Origin of the sequence: Pandoraea pneumonica (genome assembly GCF_902459645.1) — a bacterium.
In the GTDB taxonomy this organism is placed as follows: Bacteria; Pseudomonadota; Gammaproteobacteria; order Burkholderiales; family Burkholderiaceae; genus Pandoraea; species Pandoraea pneumonica.
The window spans coordinates 126035-146206 of record NZ_CABPSK010000001.1; the positions used below are offsets into that span (position 1 = coordinate 126035).

15 protein-coding genes are annotated in these 20172 nt (G+C 62.5%); 12 read left to right on the plus strand and 3 right to left on the minus strand.

Going from position 1 to position 20172, the window contains the following annotated elements; all coding sequences use genetic code 11:
* Positions 1–186 precede the first annotated feature (186 nt).
* Positions 187–2079, plus strand: coding sequence for a potassium transporter Kup (locus PPN31114_RS00595; RefSeq protein WP_174987508.1), 1893 nt, complete (start codon positions 187–189; stop codon positions 2077–2079).
* A gap of 145 nt (positions 2080–2224) precedes the next feature.
* On the opposite strand, the gene PPN31114_RS00600 is transcribed toward PPN31114_RS00595, so the two are convergent.
* Positions 2225–4576, minus strand: a complete 2352-nt coding sequence (locus tag PPN31114_RS00600) for a Tex family protein (RefSeq protein WP_150677596.1) — start codon at positions 4574–4576, stop codon at positions 2225–2227.
* Positions 4577–4681: 105 nt separating this feature from the next.
* Here PPN31114_RS00600 and PPN31114_RS00605 point away from each other — a divergent pair, with 105 nt between their 5' ends.
* The 3 genes from PPN31114_RS00605 to PPN31114_RS00615 all read left to right on the plus strand — a co-directional run bounded on the left by PPN31114_RS00605 (position 4682) and on the right by PPN31114_RS00615 (position 8188).
* A complete protein-coding gene (locus PPN31114_RS00605) occupies positions 4682–5572 on the plus strand; it encodes a hypothetical protein (RefSeq protein ID WP_150677597.1) in 891 nt (296 codons plus the stop codon).
* Positions 5573–5636: 64 nt separating this feature from the next.
* Positions 5637–5840: a YdcH family protein gene (locus PPN31114_RS00610; protein WP_039374035.1), complete on the plus strand. Its 204-nt coding sequence runs from the start codon at positions 5637–5639 to the stop codon at positions 5838–5840.
* A 113-nt stretch (positions 5841–5953) separates the two neighbouring features.
* Entirely contained in the window at positions 5954–8188 is a 2235-nt protein-coding gene (locus PPN31114_RS00615; RefSeq protein WP_370865821.1) for an ATP-dependent DNA helicase, read from the plus strand.
* Between the two features lie 105 nt (positions 8189–8293).
* Here PPN31114_RS00615 and PPN31114_RS00620 read toward each other — a convergent pair whose 3' ends face one another.
* Positions 8294–9031, minus strand: a complete 738-nt coding sequence (locus PPN31114_RS00620) for a glutamine amidotransferase (RefSeq protein ID WP_150677598.1) — start codon at positions 9029–9031, stop codon at positions 8294–8296.
* Positions 9032–9158: 127 nt separating this feature from the next.
* Positions 9159–9983 carry an outer membrane protein assembly factor BamD gene (locus PPN31114_RS00625; protein WP_150677599.1) on the minus strand — a complete coding sequence of 275 codons (825 nt, stop codon included), beginning with the start codon at positions 9981–9983 and terminating at the stop codon, positions 9159–9161.
* Between the two features lie 21 nt (positions 9984–10004).
* Here PPN31114_RS00625 and PPN31114_RS00630 point away from each other — a divergent pair, with 21 nt between their 5' ends.
* The 8 genes from PPN31114_RS00630 (at position 10005) to PPN31114_RS00665 (ending at position 20029) form a co-directional block, all read left to right on the plus strand.
* Positions 10005–11165 carry an RluA family pseudouridine synthase gene (locus tag PPN31114_RS00630; protein WP_174987511.1) on the plus strand — a complete coding sequence of 387 codons (1161 nt, stop codon included), beginning with the start codon at positions 10005–10007 and terminating at the stop codon, positions 11163–11165.
* Entirely contained in the window at positions 11146–11985 is an 840-nt protein-coding gene (gene pgeF / locus PPN31114_RS00635) for a peptidoglycan editing factor PgeF (protein ID WP_150677601.1), read from the plus strand. Before PPN31114_RS00630 ends, pgeF begins: the two co-directional genes overlap by 20 nt.
* 605 nt (positions 11986–12590) lie before the next feature.
* A complete protein-coding gene (gene phaC, locus PPN31114_RS00640) occupies positions 12591–14336 on the plus strand; it encodes a class I poly(R)-hydroxyalkanoic acid synthase (RefSeq protein WP_150679078.1) in 1746 nt (581 codons plus the stop codon).
* 62 nt (positions 14337–14398) lie between these two features.
* Positions 14399–15580, plus strand: coding sequence for an acetyl-CoA C-acetyltransferase (locus tag PPN31114_RS00645; RefSeq protein ID WP_150677602.1), 1182 nt, complete (start codon positions 14399–14401; stop codon positions 15578–15580).
* 222 nt (positions 15581–15802) lie between these two features.
* A complete protein-coding gene (locus PPN31114_RS00650; protein ID WP_150677603.1) occupies positions 15803–16543 on the plus strand; it encodes a 3-ketoacyl-ACP reductase in 741 nt (246 codons plus the stop codon).
* A gap of 171 nt (positions 16544–16714) precedes the next feature.
* Positions 16715–17329 carry a polyhydroxyalkanoate synthesis repressor PhaR gene (gene phaR / locus PPN31114_RS00655; RefSeq protein WP_150677604.1) on the plus strand — a complete coding sequence of 205 codons (615 nt, stop codon included), beginning with the start codon at positions 16715–16717 and terminating at the stop codon, positions 17327–17329.
* 296 nt (positions 17330–17625) lie between these two features.
* The gene (rimO, locus tag PPN31114_RS00660) at positions 17626–18993 is read left to right on the plus strand and encodes a 30S ribosomal protein S12 methylthiotransferase RimO (protein ID WP_150677605.1); all 1368 of its coding nucleotides are present in this window, start codon (positions 17626–17628) and stop codon (positions 18991–18993) included.
* Positions 18994–19093: 100 nt separating this feature from the next.
* Positions 19094–20029, plus strand: coding sequence for a sugar kinase (locus PPN31114_RS00665; protein ID WP_150677606.1), 936 nt, complete (start codon positions 19094–19096; stop codon positions 20027–20029).
* The last annotated feature ends 143 nt before the right edge of the window (positions 20030–20172 follow it).

A 20172-nucleotide genomic window follows, 5' to 3' on the forward strand; every position in this document is an offset into this window, starting at 1 on the left:
CGTGCGAGGGGTAGGGAAAACCGCGTCGCACCGCGCTGGTCATGGGGCGCGGCTGCAATTATCCTAGGCGAACGTGTCGTGTGTGGCGTCCGGCACTCGGGGGCCGTCCCGACTAGCTAGGGACTCGGCAGCCAGTTAGAATAGCGCCCATTTTGTGCAGCGCAATAAAGCGATTACCCAAACCTTATGACGCAAAACATACGACAGGGGCATCGCCCTCAGCCCATGCCTGCGCTGATGGTGGCAGCCATTGGCGTGGTCTTCGGCGATATCGGCACCAGCCCGCTCTATGCGCTCAAGGAATGTTTCGATCCGCAACACGGCATTCCGTTTAACCAGCAAGCCGTGTTCGGCATCATCTCGCTGCTGTTCTGGGCACTGGTGATCGTCGTCTCCCTCAAGTACGTGCTGTTTGTGATGCGCGCCGACAACCGTGGCGAAGGCGGCGTGCTCGCGCTCATGGCATTGAGCCTGCGCAGTGTGCGCGCGGGGAGCAAGTGGGCCTCTGTGCTCATGATGCTGGGGATGTTCGGGGCCTGTATGTTCTACGGGGATGCGGTGATCACACCCGCCATCTCCGTGATGTCAGCCGTCGAGGGGTTAGAGATCGCGGCGCCGTCGCTCACGCGCTTTGTGCTGCCCATTACCATCGTCATCCTGATCATTCTGTTTTCGATGCAGAAGTCGGGCACGGCCAAAGTGGGCCGATTGTTCGGCCCGGTGATGGTCGTGTGGTTCGTGATTCTCGGTGTGCTGGGCGTGTACAACATGTTCGCTGCGCCCGAGATCATCAAGGCCATCAACCCGTATTACGGCATCCATTTCATTCGCACACACGCCTTGCAGGCCTACATCGTGCTCGGCTCGGTGTTCCTGGTGCTGACCGGTGCCGAAGCGCTGTACGCAGACATGGGGCACTTCGGTATCCGTCCGATTCGCTTCGCATGGTCGTTCCTCGTGTTCCCGGCGCTGGTGCTCAACTACTTCGGCCAAGGCGCGCTGCTGCTGAGCAACCCGAAAGCGATCGAGAACCCGTTCTTCCTGATGGCCCCCGACTGGGCGCTGCTGCCGCTGGTGGTGGTGGCGACGGCCGCGACGGTGATTGCCTCGCAAGCCGTGATTTCCGGCGCGTTCTCGCTCACGAGTCAGGCAATTCAGTTGGGCTACGTGCCGCGCATGAAGATTCTGCACACGTCCGATCGCGAAATCGGCCAGATCTACATGCCGGTGATCAACTGGTCGCTGCTGCTGGTCATCATCTGGATCGTGCTGGCGTTCAAGTCGTCGAGCAACCTTGCGGCGGCGTACGGTATTGCGGTGACGACCACCATGGTGATTACGACGATTCTTGCGTGCGTGGTCATGGTCAAGGTCTGGAACTGGAACAAGTTCTTGGTCGCGCTGATCATTACCGGCTTCCTCGTGGTCGACTTCGCGTTCTTTGGTGCGAATTTGATCAAGGTCGAGGAGGGCGGCTGGTTGCCGCTGGCGCTGGGGGCGTTCCTGTTCTTCATGCTGATGACCTGGCACAAAGGCCGTCAGCTGCTGCGTGAACGCACCGCCGCAGACGGGATTCCGCTGGGCCCGTTCCTGCAAGGGCTGCTGGCCCATCCGCCGCATCGCGTGGCGGGCACTGCGATCTATCTGACCGGCGGCAATACGCTGGTGCCGGTGAGCTTGCTGCACAACCTCAAGCACAACCGCATCCTGCATGAGCGCACCATCTTCCTGACGTTCCGCACGGTGGATGTGCCGTATGTCGAAGACGACAAGCGCATGGAAGTGAAGGACCACACGGGCGGCTTGTACAGCGTGGTGTCGACCTTCGGTTTCAACGAAACGCCTGACGTGAAGGAAGTGCTGCATCTGCTCGAAGAGAAGACCGATATGCACTTCGAGCTGATGGATACGTCGTTCTTCCTGGCGCGCGAGACCGTCGTGCCGACGAAGCTGCCGGGGATGTCGATCTGGCGCGAGCGCTTGTTTGCGTGGATGCACCAGAACGCCGCCAAGCCGACGGACTTCTTCAGCATTCCCGCGAACCGCGTGGTCGAGCTGGGGACGAAGATCGAGATTTGATGCGGGTTTCGGGGCGACGGATAGGTCGCCCTAACGCTTGCATCGGCTTGCATCGGCACGCATCGCTTAGCGAGACGTCAAAAGAAAAGGCCCGCGAATCGGAAGATTCGCGGGCCTTTCTCTTTGCTTTGATGCAGCGTGCGGCTTAGCGTTTGAGCTTAGCGAAAGCGGCTGCCATGGCGTTCACCGTTTCCGGTTCGCGCTGACGGCCACCGCCACCACCGCTGCGGTTGCCGCCGTTGCCACCACCACGATGTCCGCCGCCGCCACTGCCTGCGCCCGGACGATCGCTCGCGCCGGCCACCGGCAGGTCGTCGTTCAGACGCATGGTCAGCGAAATGCGCTGACGTCGCGGATCGACTTCAAGCACCTTCACTTTCACGATATCGCCAGCCTTCACGACTTCGTGCGGGTCTTTGATGAACTTGGTCGACATGGCCGAGACGTGGACCAAACCGTCTTGATGCACGCCGATGTCGATGAACGCACCGAAGGCGGCCACGTTGGTGACGACACCTTCGAGTTGCATGCCCGGCTTCAGATCGGTGATCTTCTCCACGCCTTCCTGGAACGTCGCCGTCTTGAATTCAGGGCGCGGATCGCGGCCCGGCTTCTCCAGTTCGGTCAGGATATCCTTCACCGTGGGCAGACCGAAGCGCTCGTCGACGAACTCGTTGGCCGAGACGCTGCGCACGACCGAGCCGTTGCCCATCACGTCGCCGATGCTCTTCTTGATCTTCTCGAGAATGCGCTCGACGACCGGGTACGCTTCAGGGTGCACCGACGAGCGATCGAGCGGGTTGTCGCCGCCGTTCACACGCAGGAAGCCCGCGGCTTGTTCGAACGTTTTGTCGCCCAGACGCGGCACCTTCTTGAGCGCTTCGCGGTTGGCGAACGGGCCGTTGCTGTCGCGGAAGTCCACGATGTTCTTCGCGAGCGTGCTGTTCAGGCCCGACACGCGTGCGAGCAACGGGGCCGACGCAGTGTTCACGTCAACGCCGACGAAGTTCACGCAGTCTTCGACCACGGCGTCGAGCATGCGGGCCAGTTCGCGCTGGTTCACGTCGTGCTGATATTGGCCCACGCCAATCGCCTTCGGCTCGATCTTGACCAGTTCGGCCAGCGGATCTTGCAAACGGCGAGCGATCGACACGGCACCACGCAGCGAGACGTCGAGCTCAGGGAATTCCTTCGCCGCAAACTCCGATGCCGAATACACCGAGGCGCCGGCTTCTGACACCACGATCTTCTGCAACTTCAGTTCCGGGTGACGCTTGATCAGCTCGAGCGCCAGCTTGTCGGTCTCGCGCGATGCCGTACCGTTGCCGATACTGACCAGCTCTGCGCCCGTCGCGGCGACCACTTTGGCCAGACGTGCGAGCGAGCCGTCCCAATCGCGGCGGGGTTCGTGCGGATAAATCGTGTCGGTGCCCAGCAGCTTGCCGGTACGGTCGACGACGGCCACCTTCACGCCGGTGCGCAGACCCGGGTCGAGACCGATCACGCTCTTCGGGCCAGCAGGCGCGGCAAGCAGCAGGGCCTTGAGGTTGCGTGCGAACACGCGAATGGCTTCGCTCTCGGCGCTCTCGCGCATTTGCGTAAGCAGTTCCGATTCCAGATGCGGCTGCACCTTCACGCGCCAGCACCAACGGCACACGTCGGCCAGCCATTTGTCGGCGGCGCGGCTCTGATTGCGAATGCCGAAGTGGCCGGCAATGACGCCTTCGCACGGATGCGGGATCTGCGCGTCGAGTTCTTCGCCCAGCCCGAGCTTGACCATCAGAATGCCGAGGTTACGGCCACGGAAGAGGGCGAGCGCGCGGTGCGACGGCACCGAAGCGATGGGCTCGGCGTAGTCGTAGTAATCGCGGAATTTCTCGCCTTCCTCGCTTTCCTTGCCTTCGATCACCTTCGACGACACGACGCCCTGATTCCACAGGTAGTCGCGCAGCTTGCCGAGCAGGTCGGCGGTTTCGCCGAATTGTTCGGAGAGGATGTCGCGGGCGCCGTCGAGGGCGGCCTTCACGTCGGCCACGCCCTTGTCGGCGTCGACAAACTTGGCGGCTTCGGTTTGCGGATCGAGCGTCGGATCGGCGAGCAGCGCTTGGGCGAGCGGCTCGAGGCCGGCTTCGCGGGCGATCTGCGCGCGAGTGCGGCGCTTTTGTTTGTACGGGAGGTAGAGGTCTTCGAGGGTTTGTTTCGTCTCGGCGGCCTCGATGGCCGTGCGCAGCTCGTCGGTGAGCTTGCCTTGTTCCTCGATGCTCGCGAGGATGGCCGCGCGGCGGTCTTCCAACTCGCGCAGGTACAGCAAACGCTCTTCGAGCGTGCGCAGCTGCGTGTCGTCGAGGTTATCCGTCACTTCCTTGCGGTAGCGTGCGATGAAGGGCACGGTGGCGCCTTCGTCCAGCAGTTGCACGGCGGCGGCGACCTGGCGTGGCTGCACGCTGAGTTCGGCGGCGATGCGTTGAACGATCTGAAGGGCTACGTTTTGCGTCATGAGTGTTGCGAATTACCCAAGTGCCAGGAGCGGGGCATTTTGCCATAAACCGCGGGCGCGTCCGGGCAGGCAATGCTAAAATTTGGCATCACTCTGCTCAACCTCATGATTTCCTTCGCAAAATTGTTTTCGCGCGGTCGCGCTGGTACGTCGGTCGCTGCTTTTAGCGCGCTGTCGGCCGTGGCTGCCGCTGCCGTCGTTGCCATGCCCGCCGCGTCGTTCGCGCAGGGTCTCTCGGCCGTCGAAGCCGCGGGCCGTACGACCGAACAGCTGCGCGTGCCCCAAGTCCCGTTCGATGCCACCGCCGATCGCACGCCGTCGGCCGCCAGCAGTGCGTCTGCGGCGGCTGCCGCCGAAGACGACAAGCCGGTTGCGTACGACGACAAACTCGATATGCATCCCGCTGACGACGATTTCGCTGGCCGCCGTGCCGTGATCGACCGTCAGCGCGCGTGGATCGACTACCGCTTCCAAGAGGCGAAGTACGAATGCGCGTCGAAGTTCTTCGTGAACTATTGCATCGACAAGGCGCGCGACGAACAGCGTGAAGCGCTCAAGGCCGTGCGCAGTCAACGTCTGGTGCTCGAAGATGCCGAGCGTAAAGCGCGGGCGAAAGAGCGCGACGAGCGTCTGGATGCCAAGCGCGCCGAGACCGCGGCCGAAGCCCCGCAACGCGCCGCAGAGCGTGCGCAGAACGTGACTTCCTATCAGGAAAAGCAGGCCGAATATCAGCAGCGCGTGACCGAGCGCACCGGCAAGGCGCCGGAACGAGCGGCCAACGCCGAGCAGTACAATGCCAAGCAGGCCGAGCAGCAGAAGAAGCTCGACGAAGCGAAGGCGACCGCAGATCAGAAGGCTGCCGAGCGTGCCGAGAACGTGCGTAAGTACGGCGAGAAGCAGGCGGAAGCCATCGAGCGCCAGAAGAAGTCGGACGAGCGCCGTGCCCAGTCGCAGTCGGGCAGCACTCCGGCACAAAAGGCGTTGCCCGGACAGTAAGCGAGGCCGGGCCGGTCGGTTACCGGCGCCGGGATCACTTCAGCGTTGCAGGAGAGTTGCCACGATGCAGCACGATCTTCACTCCATTGGACGTCGCATCATCGAGTTGCAGATCGAACATCGCGATCTCGATTTTCTGATCGACAAGTTGCTGACGGAGCCGACGTACGATGAACTGCAAGTCACGCGCCTCAAGAAGCGCCGTCTGAAAATCAAAGACACCATTACCCTGTTGCAAGTGCAGCAAATGCCGGATCAACCGGCCTGAATTTGCTGCATACCGAGGCATACGGTTCGAACCGTATGCGCGACTTTTTTCATTGCCGGCGTCGCGAATCGTGCGTTATCGATTCGCGGCGCCTTTGAGTTTTATTTGCCGTTTTGATCGATTCCGCAGCCGCTGCCAGCGATTCTCCCGACGTCTCCACTTCCGCCGACGCGCCCACGTTCCACGGTCTCAAGCCCCTCGCCGCCAAGCGAGAGCGTGAGCTGGAGGAAATCTTCGGCGACGGCGGCATGTTGGCGCGCGCCATCGACGGCTATCGCTCGCGCGAACCGCAAACCGAAATGGCCCGCGCCGTGGCATCCGCCATGGATACGCACGACTCGCTGATTGCCGAGGCAGGCACCGGCACCGGCAAAACGTACGCGTATCTGGTGCCCGCGATGCTGTGGGGCGGCAAGACGATCATCTCGACGGGCACCAAGCACCTGCAAGATCAGATCTTCGCGCGCGACATTCCGACGGTGCGCCGCGCGCTCGCCGTGCCGGTGAGCGTGGCGATGCTCAAGGGCCGCTCGAATTACCTCTGTCACTACTATCTCGAACGGGCGCAGCAGGAAGCGCGCTTCGCGTCGCGCCACGAAGCCGCGCAACTGCGCGAGATCGTGACGTTTGCGCAAATCACGAAGAGTGGCGACAAGGCTGAGTTGGCGTCTGTGCCGGAGAATGCGCCGATTTGGGCGCAGGTGACGTCCACACGCGACAACTGTCTGGGGCAGGAATGTCCGCGCTATAAGGACTGCTTTGTGATGCTGGCCCGCAAGGAGGCGCAGCAAGCCGACCTCGTGGTGGTCAATCACCATCTGTTCTTCGCCGATGTAATGCTGCGCGACACCGGCATGGCCGAGTTGCTGCCCAGCGCGAATACGGTGATCTTCGACGAAGCGCATCAGTTGCCCGAGACGGCGACGCTGTTCTTCGGCGAGACGGTGTCCACGGGGCAGATTCTCGAGCTCGCGCGTGATTGCGTGGCCGAGGGCCTGATTCACGCACGCGATGCGGCCGATTGGGTCAAGTTGGGGGCCAATCTCGAACGCGCTGCTCGCGATGTGCGTTTGACGTTCGGGCCCGACAACACGCGGATGTCGGTGGCGCAACTGGCCGACGATCACGAGTTGTTCGGTGCGCTCGACGGTGTCGACGTCGCGTTGCAAGACTTGATCGAAACGCTGCAACATCAGGCTGAGCGTGCCGAAGCGCTGGGCGCATGCCTGCGTCGCGCGATAGAACTTCATCAGCAACTCGAGCGTTGGCAGATGGGCGTGACGCCGCCGACGCCGGGCGAGGCACCGTTGCCGCTGCTCGACCCCGACGCACCGCGTGTGACCGACGGCAAGCGGGAAAAGGCGGCCAAAGCTGCCGTGGCGCGTGAGGCCGAAGCGGCCCGCGTCGCTGCCGAGGCGAAAGCGGCTGCGCAAGGGCAAGACGGCGAGGGCGGTAAAGAGAAGGTCTACACGCCGCCTGAGACGGTGCGTTGGATTGAGGTGTTCTCGCAGGCGGTGCAGTTGCATCAGACGCCGCTGTCGATCGCCCCGATTTTCGCCAAGCAGCGCGCAGGGGCGCCGCGTGCGTGGATTTTTACGTCTGCTACGTTGTCGGTGAAGGGCAATTTCAATCACTACGCGGCGCAACTGGGGCTCGATTCTGAAAAATCGTTGACGCTGGCGAGTCCGTTCGATTACCCGAATCAGAGCCTGCTGTACGTACCGCGCGGTTTGCCGCAGCCGTCGTCGCCGGGCTTTACCGATGCCGTGCTCGATGCTGCGATGCCGGTGCTTGAGGTGAGTGGCGGGCGCGCGTTCGTGTTGTGCACGACGTTGCGTGCGGTCAATCGCGCGGCGGAGCGTTTGCGTGAAGAGTTCGATCGGCGCGGCTGGCCGTATCCGCTGCTGGTTCAGGGTGAGGCGAGCCGGACCGAGTTGCTGGACCGGTTCCGTGCGCTGGGCAATGCGGTGCTCATCGGGAGCCAGAGTTTCTGGGAGGGGGTCGACGTGCGTGGTGAAGCGTTGTCGCTGGTCATCATCGACAAGCTGCCGTTCGCGCCGCCCGACGATCCGGTATTGGCTGCGCGCCTCGATGCGCTGACCAAGAAGGGGCTGAGTCCGTTTGCCGTTCACCAATTGCCACAGGCGGTGATTACGCTCAAGCAGGGGGCCGGGCGCTTGATTCGCTCCGAACGCGACCGCGGGGTGTTGATGATTTGCGATCCGCGGCTGGTCGATAAGCCCTACGGACGACGCATCTGGCAAAGCCTGCCACCGTTCAAGCGCACGCGCGAAATCTCAATCGTGCGCGGGTTCTTCGATGAGATGGCGGCAGACGCGGAAGGTTAAGGGCGGGGCGCGTGCCAACGCGTAGGTCTTGCGTTGGCATGCCCGTGGCACCAGCACATCGATTCACGCTGTAACGCCCCATTTCGACACGCCGCCGATGCGGTTTCAGTGGGGCAGGGCGTCGAGCCAGCGTCCGACCACCGTGGGGGCTGCCTTTGCGAGTCGCGCCTGATGGCGTTGCGCATCCGCTCGCAATCCCACAGGGTCGATGCCAGCCGCGCCTAGCTCGCACGCATGACCCACGAGCCACGATTCGATGCGCGCGGCATCCGCTTCCAAGTGGAATTGCAGCCCGAGCGCATGTCGGCCCCGCGAAAACGCCTGATGCGCGCCGACGCTGGTACGTGCCAGATGCTCGGCACCGGCCGGAATATCGAATTGATCGCCATGCCAGTGCAGCACGGGCGTATCGCCCAGCGCTGCTAGCGGTGAGGTTTCGCCCGCAGCCGTCAGCGTAATCGGCGCATACCCAATCTCTTTCACCCCCAGCGAGTACACCTTCGCGCCGAGCGCGCGCGCCATCAACTGCGCACCGAGGCAGATGCCGAGGATCGGCGTCTTCGCGTCGAGACGCGCTTTCACTAACGCCAGTTCGTCGGCCAAAAACGGGTGGATCGCCTCATCGAATGCGCCGATCGGGCCGCCGAGGACAACCAGCAGATCGGGCGACAGGGCGTCGAGGCTGCGCAAATCGCTCACCGGCGCATCGACGTACTCGATGGCATAGCCGCGTTCGGCGAAAAACGGCGCAAGGATGCCGAGATCCTCGAAGTGCACGTGGCGCAGAGCGAGCAGGGTTTTGTTGGGGCGAGGGGCGGAAAGGGACGATTGGGACGAACTCACGCGACAAACTCCTTACGCAATATCCGGTGAAAACCACAATGTAAGCGGAAAACAAAAAGCCCTCGCATGCGAGGGCTTTTCGATGGTGCGGCAGAACAGCGAGGTTCGATGCCAGATCAGGGGCGAATTAACGCCAGATCTGCCACCAGGACTTCTTGCCGGTGCCGTCGTCGATACGATGGCCGACCGTCAGATAACCGCTGTTCGGATACGTCTTTTCCATCACGCGGCGGGTGTCGTCACGCAATTCGGTCATGCCGAGTTTGTCGTACGACTTGATCATGATGCCCAGCGCGTCTTCGAGGGCCGGGGCCTTGTCGAAGTCTTGCAGTGCGGTCTGGGCGCGGTTCACGGCAGCCAGATACGCGCCACGGCGGTAGTAGTACTCGGCGGCGTGCACTTCGTGGGCAGCCATCGCGTTGACGGCGTAACGCATACGCAGGGCAGCGTCGTTCGCGTACTTGCTGGTCGGATAGTGTTCGACCAGATACTTGAAGCTGTCATACGCCGCACGCAGTGCCTTCGGATCGCGCTCGCTCAGATCTTGACCCGAGAAGCGGCCGAACAGGCCCAAGTCGTCGTTGAAGTTGATCAGACCCTTGAGGTAATAGGCGTAATCGATCGACGGGCTATCCGGATGCAGACGAATGAAGCGGTCGATGGCGGTAAGCGCCTGAGCCTGCTCGTTGTCTTTGTAATACGAATACGCGGTATTGATCTGCGCTTGCTGGGCATGCGGGCCGAACGGATCGCGCCCTTCGAGCAATTCATAGTACTTGGCAGCCTTGGTGTAGTCGCCGCCGTCGAAGGCGTCCTTGGCTTCCGTATATAATTTGTTCGTCGACCAGCTGGCCGTTTCGTCGACTTTCTCCGGCAGAATGCCGCAGGCGGCCACGCCGCCGACCAGAACTACGGCCAGCGTAAGATGTTTGACAAGTTTCAGGGCTTGCATGCTCGTTGGCTTCACTTCTCGATGACCCGTTCAATAGTGCCGGATTATAGCGTAACCGCCTCATTTGCCACGGAAAATGCAGAGGACTCGTCTGACGACGACCTCGATTCGCTTCCCGCGGCTTTCCCCGGTGCTCCCAATCGCACCGACAATTCCGACACGGATTCTACCTCTGCCTTGACGGGCGCGGCCGAAAGTGCCGAACCGCTCAGGGCCACATTGCCCGATGCCCTCGCTGGCGAACGCCTCGACAAGGCCTTAGCACAGTGTTTTCCTGAATATTCCCGCAGCCGGTTACAGGCGTGGGTCGAAGACGGGCGCGTGACGCTCGACGGCGTGACAGCCAAAGTTCGCCAGAAGGTGGCCGGAGGCGAGGCGGTGGCGATCACCCCCGCAGCGCTCCCCGAGCAGCTGGCGTTCGCGCCGGAACCCGTGCCGCTCGACGTCGTATACGAAGATGCCGCGCTGGCCGTCTTCAATAAGTCCGCAGGGCTCGTGGTGCATCCGGCCGCCGGTAACTGGTCGGGCACGTTGCTCAACGGTTTGCTGCATCGCTACGGACAGGCCGCCGCTGATTTGCCGCGTGCGGGGATCGTCCATCGCCTAGATAAAGAAACCTCTGGCCTGATGGTAGTGGCGCGTACGTTGATTGCGCAGACCGATTTGGTACGTCAGTTGCAGGCGCGTACGGTCAAGCGGCATTACGCGGCGCTGGTGTGGGGGCGTCCGCCCTTGCGCACCGTGGTCGATGCACCGATTGGACGCGACCCGCGCGAGCGCACTCGCATGGCCGTGGTGCACGGACAGGGCGGGAAGCCCGCTCGCACCCGAGTCGTCACCGTGGCCACTGCCGAATGGGAGAATTCGCCGGTCTCGCTGGTGTTGTGTTCGCTCGATACGGGACGCACGCACCAAATTCGCGTGCATTTGGCCCATCTCGGCCATTCGCTGCTGGGCGATCCGCTTTATAAGCCTCGTCATCGGCGCCCGGCGCTGCCTGGCGAATTCTCGCGGCAGGCGTTGCATGCATGGCGTTTGGGTTTGATTCACCCGGACGACGGCCGTGCAATGCACTGGCAGGCACCGTTGCCCGACGATATGCGTGAACTCATGGCCGCGATTGGCCTCGAATTCGACTTCTCAACCCTTCCCGATTCGCTCGATGACTTCTTCCCTGCCTGAACGAAACCATCAGCACGACATCCCCGACGACTGGATCATTCCCGATTGGCCCGCGCCATCGAATGTTCGCGCGGTGTTCACTACGCGCGCGGGTGGGGTGAGCGAAGGGCCGCAAGCGACCTTCAACTTGGGTTTCAAGGCGGATGACGATCCCGCTGCGGTCACGACGAACCGTGCGTTGCTGGCGGCGCGCACGGGCGTGCCGTCCGCGTGGGTCGCACAGGTTCACGGCCCCCGAGTGGTCGATTCGCAGGATGCGCTCGACGCCGTTCGCGCTGGCGAGCCGTTACAAGCCGATGCGAGCGCGACGAATGCCGCTGGGCTGGCGAGTACGGTGATGGTGGCCGACTGCTTACCCGTCTTGTTGTGCGACGCGCAGGGGCAGGCGGTTGCCGCCGCGCACGCGGGCTGGCGCGGACTTTGCGTGGGTGTGATCGAACAGGCAGTGCAAGCGCTGCGCGCGCGTCTGCCGCAAACGGCGGGGGCGGGCGAGCGCGCGGAAGTAATCGCATGGCTCGGGCCGTGTATCGGACCGGCAACGTTCGAAGTCGGACCGGAAGTGCGGGAGGCGTTTTTGGCTGCGGCGACACCCGCAGAGCGCGATGCGACGCTGGCGGCGTTCGTCGCACATGGCGATCCGGAGGCAGGGAAGTCGCTGGCGGACCTGTGCGCGTTAGCGCGCCTGCGGCTTGCGCGCGAGGGCGTGACGAGTGTCTCCGGCGGGCAGTGGTGTACGGTTAGCGATGCGTCGCGCTTCTATTCGTATCGCCGTGATCGGACGACGGGACGGATGGCGGCGCTGGTGTGGCGGGTGGCGTAATCGACGGCGCGGTGAATGACGCTGTTAATGACGCCGTTGTGACGGTGGCGCCGGGTGTGGCGTAATCCGCATCTTGGGTACTCGGGCGAGTCTCATCAAGATCGATGCCGCCGGACGCAGTGCTATCGAGACTGTTGAGACTGGCGAGACGTTCTAGATGCTGCCGTCTGGCCCGTCGGATGCGTCCCCCAGCGATATAAAGCCAAAGCAGGGCAGGCGCGACACCGCCGCCGAGAAAGATGAACAGGCCGAGCCAGACCGAAGGGGCCGTGATCGCGACCATCGCGAGAACATAGAGCCAGCCGAGAACGATGATCAGCATCGGGACAAACGCGCATTTAAAAATGGTCGGGGCGACGGGAGAATTCCGTAGGACGTACACCGCAAACATTGACACGCCTGCGCTCGCACGCAAGAATGCTTTACAGGCGGGGCGCAACGCTCGCGAGGCGTAGCACGCCGCCGCGTTTCGGGCACTGGCCCGTGGACGCAACGGACGTGACACTCAGGCTATCATGAATCGCGCCAGTGCCAACTTCGATCCGGCTTCGTTTGCCGCCTCGTTTGCTCAGCAGTTTCCCTCCGCTTCGCTCTCCGCTCAGGACATGTCGCAGTGGTTCAGTGCCGCCCAACAACTGTTCGGCGCACTGCCAGGCGCTGCGGGCGCCAACGGCGCAGCGAATCCCGCCAATCCTTTCTCACATCTCTTCGAACTGTTCGGCAAGTCGGGCAATTTGCCGCAGCCGACGCCGTTGCATGTCGATCCTGCGCGTCTGAATGCCCTTCAGACGGAGTACGCGCGCGAATTCGCCGAGCTTGTCGCGAGTTTTAACCAACCCGGGCTCGATAACGCGCCGCCGCTGGGTGACCGGCGTTTTGCGGGCGACGGCTGGCGAAATCCGTTCTACGCGCTGCCCGCTGCGCTCTATCTGCTCAACGGCCGGTTTCTGATGCGCATGGCCGAGTTGGTTGACGCCGACGTGAAGACGCGCGAGCGCATTCGCTTCGCCGTCGAACAGTGGGTGGCCGCGAGCTCGCCCGCGAACTTCATTGCGACCAACCCGGACGCACAGCAACGTCTGGTGCAGACGCACGGCGACAGCCTGCTCGCTGGCATGCAGCACCTGCTCGTCGATATGGGTAAGGGCAAAGTGTCGCAGACGGATGAGGCCGCCTTCGAAGTGGGCCGCAACGTTGCCACGACGGAAGGGGCAGTCGTTTTCGAGAACGACCTCATTCAGCTCATTCAGTACAAGCCGCTCACCCCGACGGTGCATCAGCGCCCGTTGCTGGTGGTGCCGCCTTGTATCAACAAGTACTACATCCTCGATCTACAACCCGAGAACTCGCTCGTACGCTATGCCGTGGAGCAAGGGCACACGGTGTTTGTGGTGTCGTGGCGAAACCCCGATGCGTCGCTTGCACACAAGACGTGGGACGACTACGTGGGCGAAGGGCCGATTGCAGCGATCGATGTCGTGCGTGAAATCTCGGGCCAACCGCAGATCAATGCGCTCGGTTTTTGCGTCGGCGGCACGTTGCTCGCTGCGGCGCTCGCGGTGTACGCGGCGAAGGGCCAAAACGGCCGCAAGTCACCGGTGGCGAGTGTGACGTTGCTGACAACGCTCTTGGATTTTTCCGATACTGGCGTGCTCGACGTGTTCGTCGACGAGCCGCATGTGCAGTTCCGCGAGCAAACGATCGGCGGTGCGCTTGGACAGCCACCGGGGTTGATGCGCGGTGTCGAGCTGGCCAACACGTTCTCGTTCTTGCGTCCGAACGATTTGGTCTGGAATTACGTGGTCGACAGCTATTTGAAGGGCAACGCACCGCAGCCGTTCGACCTGCTGTACTGGAACGGCGACGGCACCAACCTGCCAGGCCCGATGTTCTGCTGGTACCTGCGTCATCTTTATTTGCAGAACGAATTGAAGCAGCCCGGCGTGGTGCAGACCTGTGGCGTGCCAGTCGATCTGGGAACGATCGATGCCCCGGCCTATGTGTTCGGATCTCGAGAAGATCACATCGTGCCGTGGACGTCGGCGTTCCGTTCGCTGCCGTTGCTGGGTGGCGAGCGCCGCTTCGTGCTGGGCGCGTCGGGTCACATCGCTGGCGTGGTCAACCCGCCCGTGAAAAAGAAGCGTAGTTATTGGCGTAATGACGACGTGGGCGTCGCGTCGGAAGACTGGCTCGCGGGTGCCACGGAGCATCCGGGGAGCTGGTGGACGGACTGGAGCGATTGGCTTGCCGGCTACGCCGGAAAACGCGTCAAAGCGCCAAAGGCGTATGGTAATGTTGCTTATGCCCCCATCGAACCGGCGCCCGGCCGCTACGTAAAGGCGAAAGCCTGAGCAGAAGCGGCGTAGCAGGGCAGCCCTTTGGTTCGACTTATTTTGAAAACGAGGAAAGAGACATGACGGATATCGTGATTGTGTCGGCTGCGCGTACCGCAGTCGGTAAATTTGGTGGTTCGCTCGCCAAGGTAGCTGCGCCGGATCTGGGCGCGATCGTGATCGACGAGGTCCTCAAGCGCGCCAAACTCAAGGGCGACGATGTCAGCGAAGTGATCATGGGTCAGGTGCTGACGGCCGGTTCGGGGCAGAACGTTGCACGTCAGGCTGCGATCAAGGCGGGTCTGCCGACGATGGTGCCGGCGATGACGATCAACAAGGTGTGCGGCTCGGGCCTGAAGGCTGTGATGCTGGCGGCCAACGCGATTGCTGCGGGCGATGCCGACATCGTGGTCGCTGGCGGTCAGGAGAACATGAGCGCCGCACCGCACGTGCTGCCGGGCTCGCGTGATGGTTTCCGCATGGGCGATGCGAAGCTCATCGACACCATGATCGTCGACGGTCTGTGGGATGTGTACAACCAGTACCACATGGGTATCACCGCCGAGAACGTCGCGAAAGAGTACGGCATTACGCGCGAAATGCAGGATGCGTTCGCAGCGGCTTCGCAAAACAAGGCTGAGGCCGCACAAAAGGCCGGTCGCTTCGATGCGGAAATCGTGCCGGTCTCCATTCCCCAGCGCAAGGGTGATCCGCTGCTGTTCAACACCGACGAATTCGTGCGTCATGGCGTGACCGCCGAATCGCTCGCAGGCCTCAAGCCCGCGTTTGCGAAAGACGGCACGGTGACCGCGGCCAACGCCTCGGGTCTGAACGACGGCGCCGCAGCGGTGGTGGTGATGTCGGCCAAGCGCGCCGAGCAACTGGGCCTCCAGCCGCTCGCGCGCATCAAGGCCTATGCGAATGCAGGCGTCGACCCGTCGGTGATGGGTATCGGTCCGGTGCCGGCGTCGCAGCGTTGCCTCGCACGCGCGGGCTGGGACGTGAAGGACCTTGATCTGATGGAAATCAACGAGGCGTTCGCTGCGCAGGCACTGGCAGTGAACAAGCAGATGGGCTGGGACACCTCGAAGATCAACGTGAACGGTGGCGCCATTGCCATCGGCCACCCGATCGGCGCATCGGGCTGCCGTATTCTGGTCACGCTGTTGCACGAAATGGCGCGTCGTGACGCGCGTCGCGGTCTGGCCTCGCTGTGTATCGGCGGCGGCATGGGCGTGGCGCTGGCGCTCGAGCGCGTGTAATGGTCTTGCAGCGAGTGTGGCAACGCACTCGCTGCTTGCTGTAGTAGAGCGGTAACCCACAACGAATCAAACCGGCGACGCCCGTGCGTGCAACGCGCGTGGGCTTGTTACCGGAGGCAGTCAGGAGACGGAAGGTTCGCGTGGGAACGCGCGGCCTGCGCGTCGGTCAATTGGCAGTCGCAACAGGCGGCAGATTTGCCGTTATTTAGGGGGAAGCGTTCCATGACTCAACGCATTGCATACGTGACGGGCGGGATGGGCGGTATCGGTACGTCCATTTGCCAGCGGCTGTACAAAGACGGCTTCAAGGTCGTGGCGGGCTGTGGTCCGAATTCGCCGCGCCGCGTGAAGTGGCTGGAAGATCAAAAGGCGCTGGGTTTCGATTTCGTCGCTTCCGAAGGTAACGTCGGTGATTGGGATTCGACCAAGGCTGCATTCGACAAGGTGAAGGCAGAAGTGGGCGAGATCGAGGTGCTGGTGAACAACGCCGGTATCACGCGCGACGTCGTGTTCCGCAAGATGACGCACGAGGACTGGGACGCCGTGATCGCGACCAACCTCACGAGCTTGTTCAACGTCACCAAGCAGGTGATCGAGGGCATGTGCGAGCGTGGCTGGGGCCGCATCATCAACATCTCGTCGGTGAACGGTCAGAAGGGGCAGTTCGGTCAGACGAACTACTCGACGGCGAAGGCCGGGATTCACGGCTTCACGATGGCGCTGGCGCAAGAAGTGGCGACCAAGGGCGTGACCGTGAACACGGTATCGCCGGGCTATATCGGGACGGACATGGTGCGCTCGATCCGTCAGGACGTGCTCGACAAGATCGTGGCGACCATTCCGGTCAAGCGTCTTGGCGAGCCGAGCGAAATCGGCTCGATCGTTGCCTGGCTCGCCTCGGAAGAGTCGGGGTTTTCCACGGGAGCGGACTTCTCGCTCAACGGCGGCCTGCACATGGGCTAAGCGGTGGCAGGGCGGAGGCGCACAAGCGCAGGGGGCGAACCACGGGTCGCCACCATTCCGCCGCGGGTTAGGGCTTTGCCGCATAGCAGCAAACGCCCTAAAATCGATAATATGTGACTAACCCCGACCGTCGGTCGGGGAAGTCCTTCATAAAAGCAGGAAACCCACCGCATGACCGCGAGCAAGAAGACTGACGAGCGCCTGATCAAAAAGTATCCGAATCGGCGTTTGTACGATACCCAGACCAGTACGTACATCACCCTTGCCGATGTGAAGCAGTTGGTGCTCGAGACCGAGGAGTTCAAGGTCGTCGACGCCAAGACGGGCGAGGACCTGACCCGCAGCATTCTGCTGCAAATCATTCTGGAAGAAGAGACCGGCGGTGTGCCGATGTTCTCGAGCGCCATGCTGTCCCAGATCATCCGCTTTTACGGCCACGCGCTGCAAGGGATGATGGGCACCTACCTCGAGAAGAATATCCAGACGTTCATCGAGATTCAGAACAAGCTGGCCGATCAGTCGAAGGGCATCTACGAAGGCGCAGCCTTCAATCCGGACGTCTGGGCGCAATTCATGAACATGCAGGCGCCGATGATGCAGGGCATGATGACCAACTACATCGAGCAGTCGAAGAACCTGTTTGTGCAGATGCAGGAGCAAATGCAGAGCCAGGCCAAGAACATGTTCAGCACGTTCCCGTTCCCGGGGGCGCCTGGAGCACCGGGCATGCCAGGGATGCCGGGTATGCCTGGAACGCCGAGCAAAGATCCCAACAAGAAGCCCTGACGTGGCTTGGCGCGCGTTTTACGCGTCGTTGGTGAGTGGTTAGTACGTGTGGTTGGTGCGCGAACGATGCGCACAGGTATGACGTTGCGGTGTGGCACGGGGCGCACACCGCAACGATAGTTGGAACGCACAACGGGCGAACAAGGTAAAATGCGCGGTTCTTCGCTGCGGGTTTGTCCGTGGCGCGAGTATCGGCAGGCGGGCAGGGCTCCCACGACGGCGAAATCGCCTCGTTGGTGCCACCGCACTCGCTGTCCGATCGTTACACCGTATTCACTAGATCAGGATTTCGCCCCATGTCCCGCCCATCGCCCGCCGGCACCCCTAAAGTCGGCTTCGTTTCGCTCGGCTGTCCCAAGGCTTTGGTCGACTCCGAGCAAATCCTGACCCAATTGCGCGCTGAAGGTTATGCGATTTCGGGCACCTACGACGGTGCCGATCTCGTGGTGGTCAACACCTGCGGCTTCATCGACGATGCCGTGCAGGAAAGTCTGGACGCCATTGGCGAAGCGCTCGCCGAAAACGGCAAGGTGATCGTCACCGGCTGCCTGGGCGCAAAGAAAGACGCCTCCGGGCAAGACATCGTGACCGCTGTTCACCCGAAGGTGCTCGCCGTGACTGGCCCGCATGCACTGGGTGAAGTCATGAGCGCCGTGCACACGCACTTGCCCAAGCCGCACGATCCGTTCAGCGATCTCGTGCCGGCGGCCGGCATCAAGCTCACGCCGCGTCACTACGCCTATCTGAAGATTTCCGAAGGCTGCAACCACCGCTGCACGTTCTGCATTATTCCGTCGATGCGCGGCGATCTCGACTCGCGCCCGGTGGCCGAAGTCATGCTCGAAGCCGAAAACCTGTTCAAGGCCGGCGTCAAAGAACTGCTGGTGATTTCGCAGGACACGAGCGCGTACGGTGTCGACGTCAAATATCGCACGGGCTTCTGGGCTGGCCGTCCGCTCAAGACCCGCATGACCGAACTGGTCACGGCGCTGGGCGAATTGGCCAAGCAGTACGGCGCGTGGGTGCGTCTGCATTACGTGTATCCGTACCCGCACGTCGACGAGATCATTCCGCTGATGGCCGAAGGTCATATCCTGCCGTATCTCGACGTGCCGTTGCAGCACGCCCACCCCGACGTGCTCAAGCGCATGAAGCGCCCGGCCTCGGGTGAAAAGAACCTCGAGCGCATTCAGGCGTGGCGTAAAGCGTGCCCGGATCTGACGATTCGCAGCACGTTCATCGCCGGTTTCCCGGGCGAGACCGAAGCCGAATTCGAATACCTGCTGGACTTCCTGAAAGAAGCCGAACTCGACCGCGTGGGCTGCTTTGCCTATTCGCCGGTCGAAGGTGCGAAGGCCAACGAACTGCCGGGCGCGCTGCCTGACGAAGTGCGTGAAGAGCGCCGTGCTCGCTTCATGGAAGTGGCCGAAGAAATTTCGGCTGAGCGTCAGATGCGCAAGATCGGCAAGACGATTCAAGTGATCGTCGACGAAATCAATCAAGACGGCGGCGTCGCCCGCTCGGCTGCCGATGCCCCGGAAATCGACGGTCTCGTGTACATCGAGCCGACCCCGAAGGCCGCAAAACGCCTGAAAGTGGGCGAGTTCGTGAACGTGACGGTCACGGGCGCCGATGGTCATGACCTGTGGGGTGAAGTGGTCTAACGCATGGGGCCCGATGCCGGGCCCCAACACGCGCATTGACCGCACCGCCTCCCGCCTACGCTGCCTTTCCCTTTCGACTCTTCCCCCGACGATCGAATCGATGACACAAGCACAATCGCAAACGCCGCAAGTGCTGGCCATGGGCGAAGCCATGGTCGAGTTCAACCAATCGCCCGACGACGCGCGTCAGTATCTTCAAGGCTTCGGCGGCGACACATCCAACTTCGCCATCGCAGCGCGCCGTCAGGGCGTGCGCACGGGCTTTGTGAGCGCGGTCGGTGACGATCTGTTCGGCCGCATGTTGCTGGACCTGTGGCGCGACGAAGACGTCGATACCTCGACCGTACGCGTCGACACGCAGGCACCTACCGGCGTGTACTTCGTGTCCCACGACGAGAACGGGCATCACTTCGATTACCTGCGCGCCGGGTCGGCCGCTAGCCGTTACCACGCGCAAGACCTGCCGCGTGACGCCTTGGCGGGTGCCAAGTTCCTGCATCTGTCGGGCATTAGTCTGGCGATCAGCGTGAACGCTTGCGACGCGGCTTTCGACGCCATGTCGAAGATTCGCGCCGCAGGTGGTCAAGTGTCGTTCGACACCAATCTGCGTCTCAAACTGTGGCCGCTTGCCCGCGCTCGCGCGACCATGCGTGAAGCGTTCAGCCTCACCGATGTTTGCCTGCCGAGCTGGGACGACGTGACGGCTGTGACCGGTCTGGAAGATCGCGACGCCATTCTCGACGAACTTCTCTCCCACGGTGTGAAGGTCGTGGCGCTCAAGTTGGGCCGCGAGGGTTGCTACGTCGCGACGCCGACGGAGCGCCGCATCGTCGCGCCGTATCCGGTGCAAGCGCTCGACGCGACCGGCGCAGGTGATTGTTTCGGCGGCGCTTTCGTCGCGCGTCTGGCGCTGGGAGACGATCCGTTCATGGCTGCGCGCTACGCCAACATTTGCGCGGCGCTCTCGACCACCGGCTACGGTGCCGTGGCCCCGGTGCCGCGTGCCGAGCAGGTGCTGGCCCTAATGGGTAGCTGAGGCCCCACCGAGGGGCAATTGAGGCGCAACTGAGGGACAAGCGTCAGCCAACTGACGTTTCCCTCCAATGCGCCTGCCATCGCGGTAACGCCTGCCCGCTGTATACTCGTTCGCAAACGTCAAACCTATATCCACCCGGAGAA

What these genes read in the sequence shown, in the direction of transcription:
- PPN31114_RS00595 (WP_174987508.1), top strand. Translation starts at nt 187, where the DNA reads ATGACGCAAAACATACGACAGGGGCATCGCCCTCAGCCCATGCCTGCG.
- PPN31114_RS00600 (WP_150677596.1), bottom strand. Translation starts at nt 4,576, where the DNA reads ATGACGCAAAACGTAGCCCTTCAGATCGTTCAACGCATCGCCGCCGAA.
- PPN31114_RS00605 (WP_150677597.1), top strand. Translation starts at nt 4,682, where the DNA reads ATGATTTCCTTCGCAAAATTGTTTTCGCGCGGTCGCGCTGGTACGTCG.
- pgeF (WP_150677601.1), top strand. Translation starts at nt 11,146, where the DNA reads ATGACTTCTTCCCTGCCTGAACGAAACCATCAGCACGACATCCCCGAC.
- PPN31114_RS00610 (WP_039374035.1), top strand. Translation starts at nt 5,637, where the DNA reads ATGCAGCACGATCTTCACTCCATTGGACGTCGCATCATCGAGTTGCAG.
- phaC (WP_150679078.1), top strand. Translation starts at nt 12,591, where the DNA reads ATGTCGCAGTGGTTCAGTGCCGCCCAACAACTGTTCGGCGCACTGCCA.
- PPN31114_RS00645 (WP_150677602.1), top strand. Translation starts at nt 14,399, where the DNA reads ATGACGGATATCGTGATTGTGTCGGCTGCGCGTACCGCAGTCGGTAAA.
- phaR (WP_150677604.1), top strand. Translation starts at nt 16,715, where the DNA reads ATGACCGCGAGCAAGAAGACTGACGAGCGCCTGATCAAAAAGTATCCG.
- PPN31114_RS00630 (WP_174987511.1), top strand. Translation starts at nt 10,005, where the DNA reads ATGACCCGTTCAATAGTGCCGGATTATAGCGTAACCGCCTCATTTGCC.
- PPN31114_RS00625 (WP_150677599.1), bottom strand. Translation starts at nt 9,983, where the DNA reads ATGCAAGCCCTGAAACTTGTCAAACATCTTACGCTGGCCGTAGTTCTG.
- PPN31114_RS00650 (WP_150677603.1), top strand. Translation starts at nt 15,803, where the DNA reads ATGACTCAACGCATTGCATACGTGACGGGCGGGATGGGCGGTATCGGT.
- PPN31114_RS00665 (WP_150677606.1), top strand. Translation starts at nt 19,094, where the DNA reads ATGACACAAGCACAATCGCAAACGCCGCAAGTGCTGGCCATGGGCGAA.
- rimO (WP_150677605.1), top strand. Translation starts at nt 17,626, where the DNA reads ATGTCCCGCCCATCGCCCGCCGGCACCCCTAAAGTCGGCTTCGTTTCG.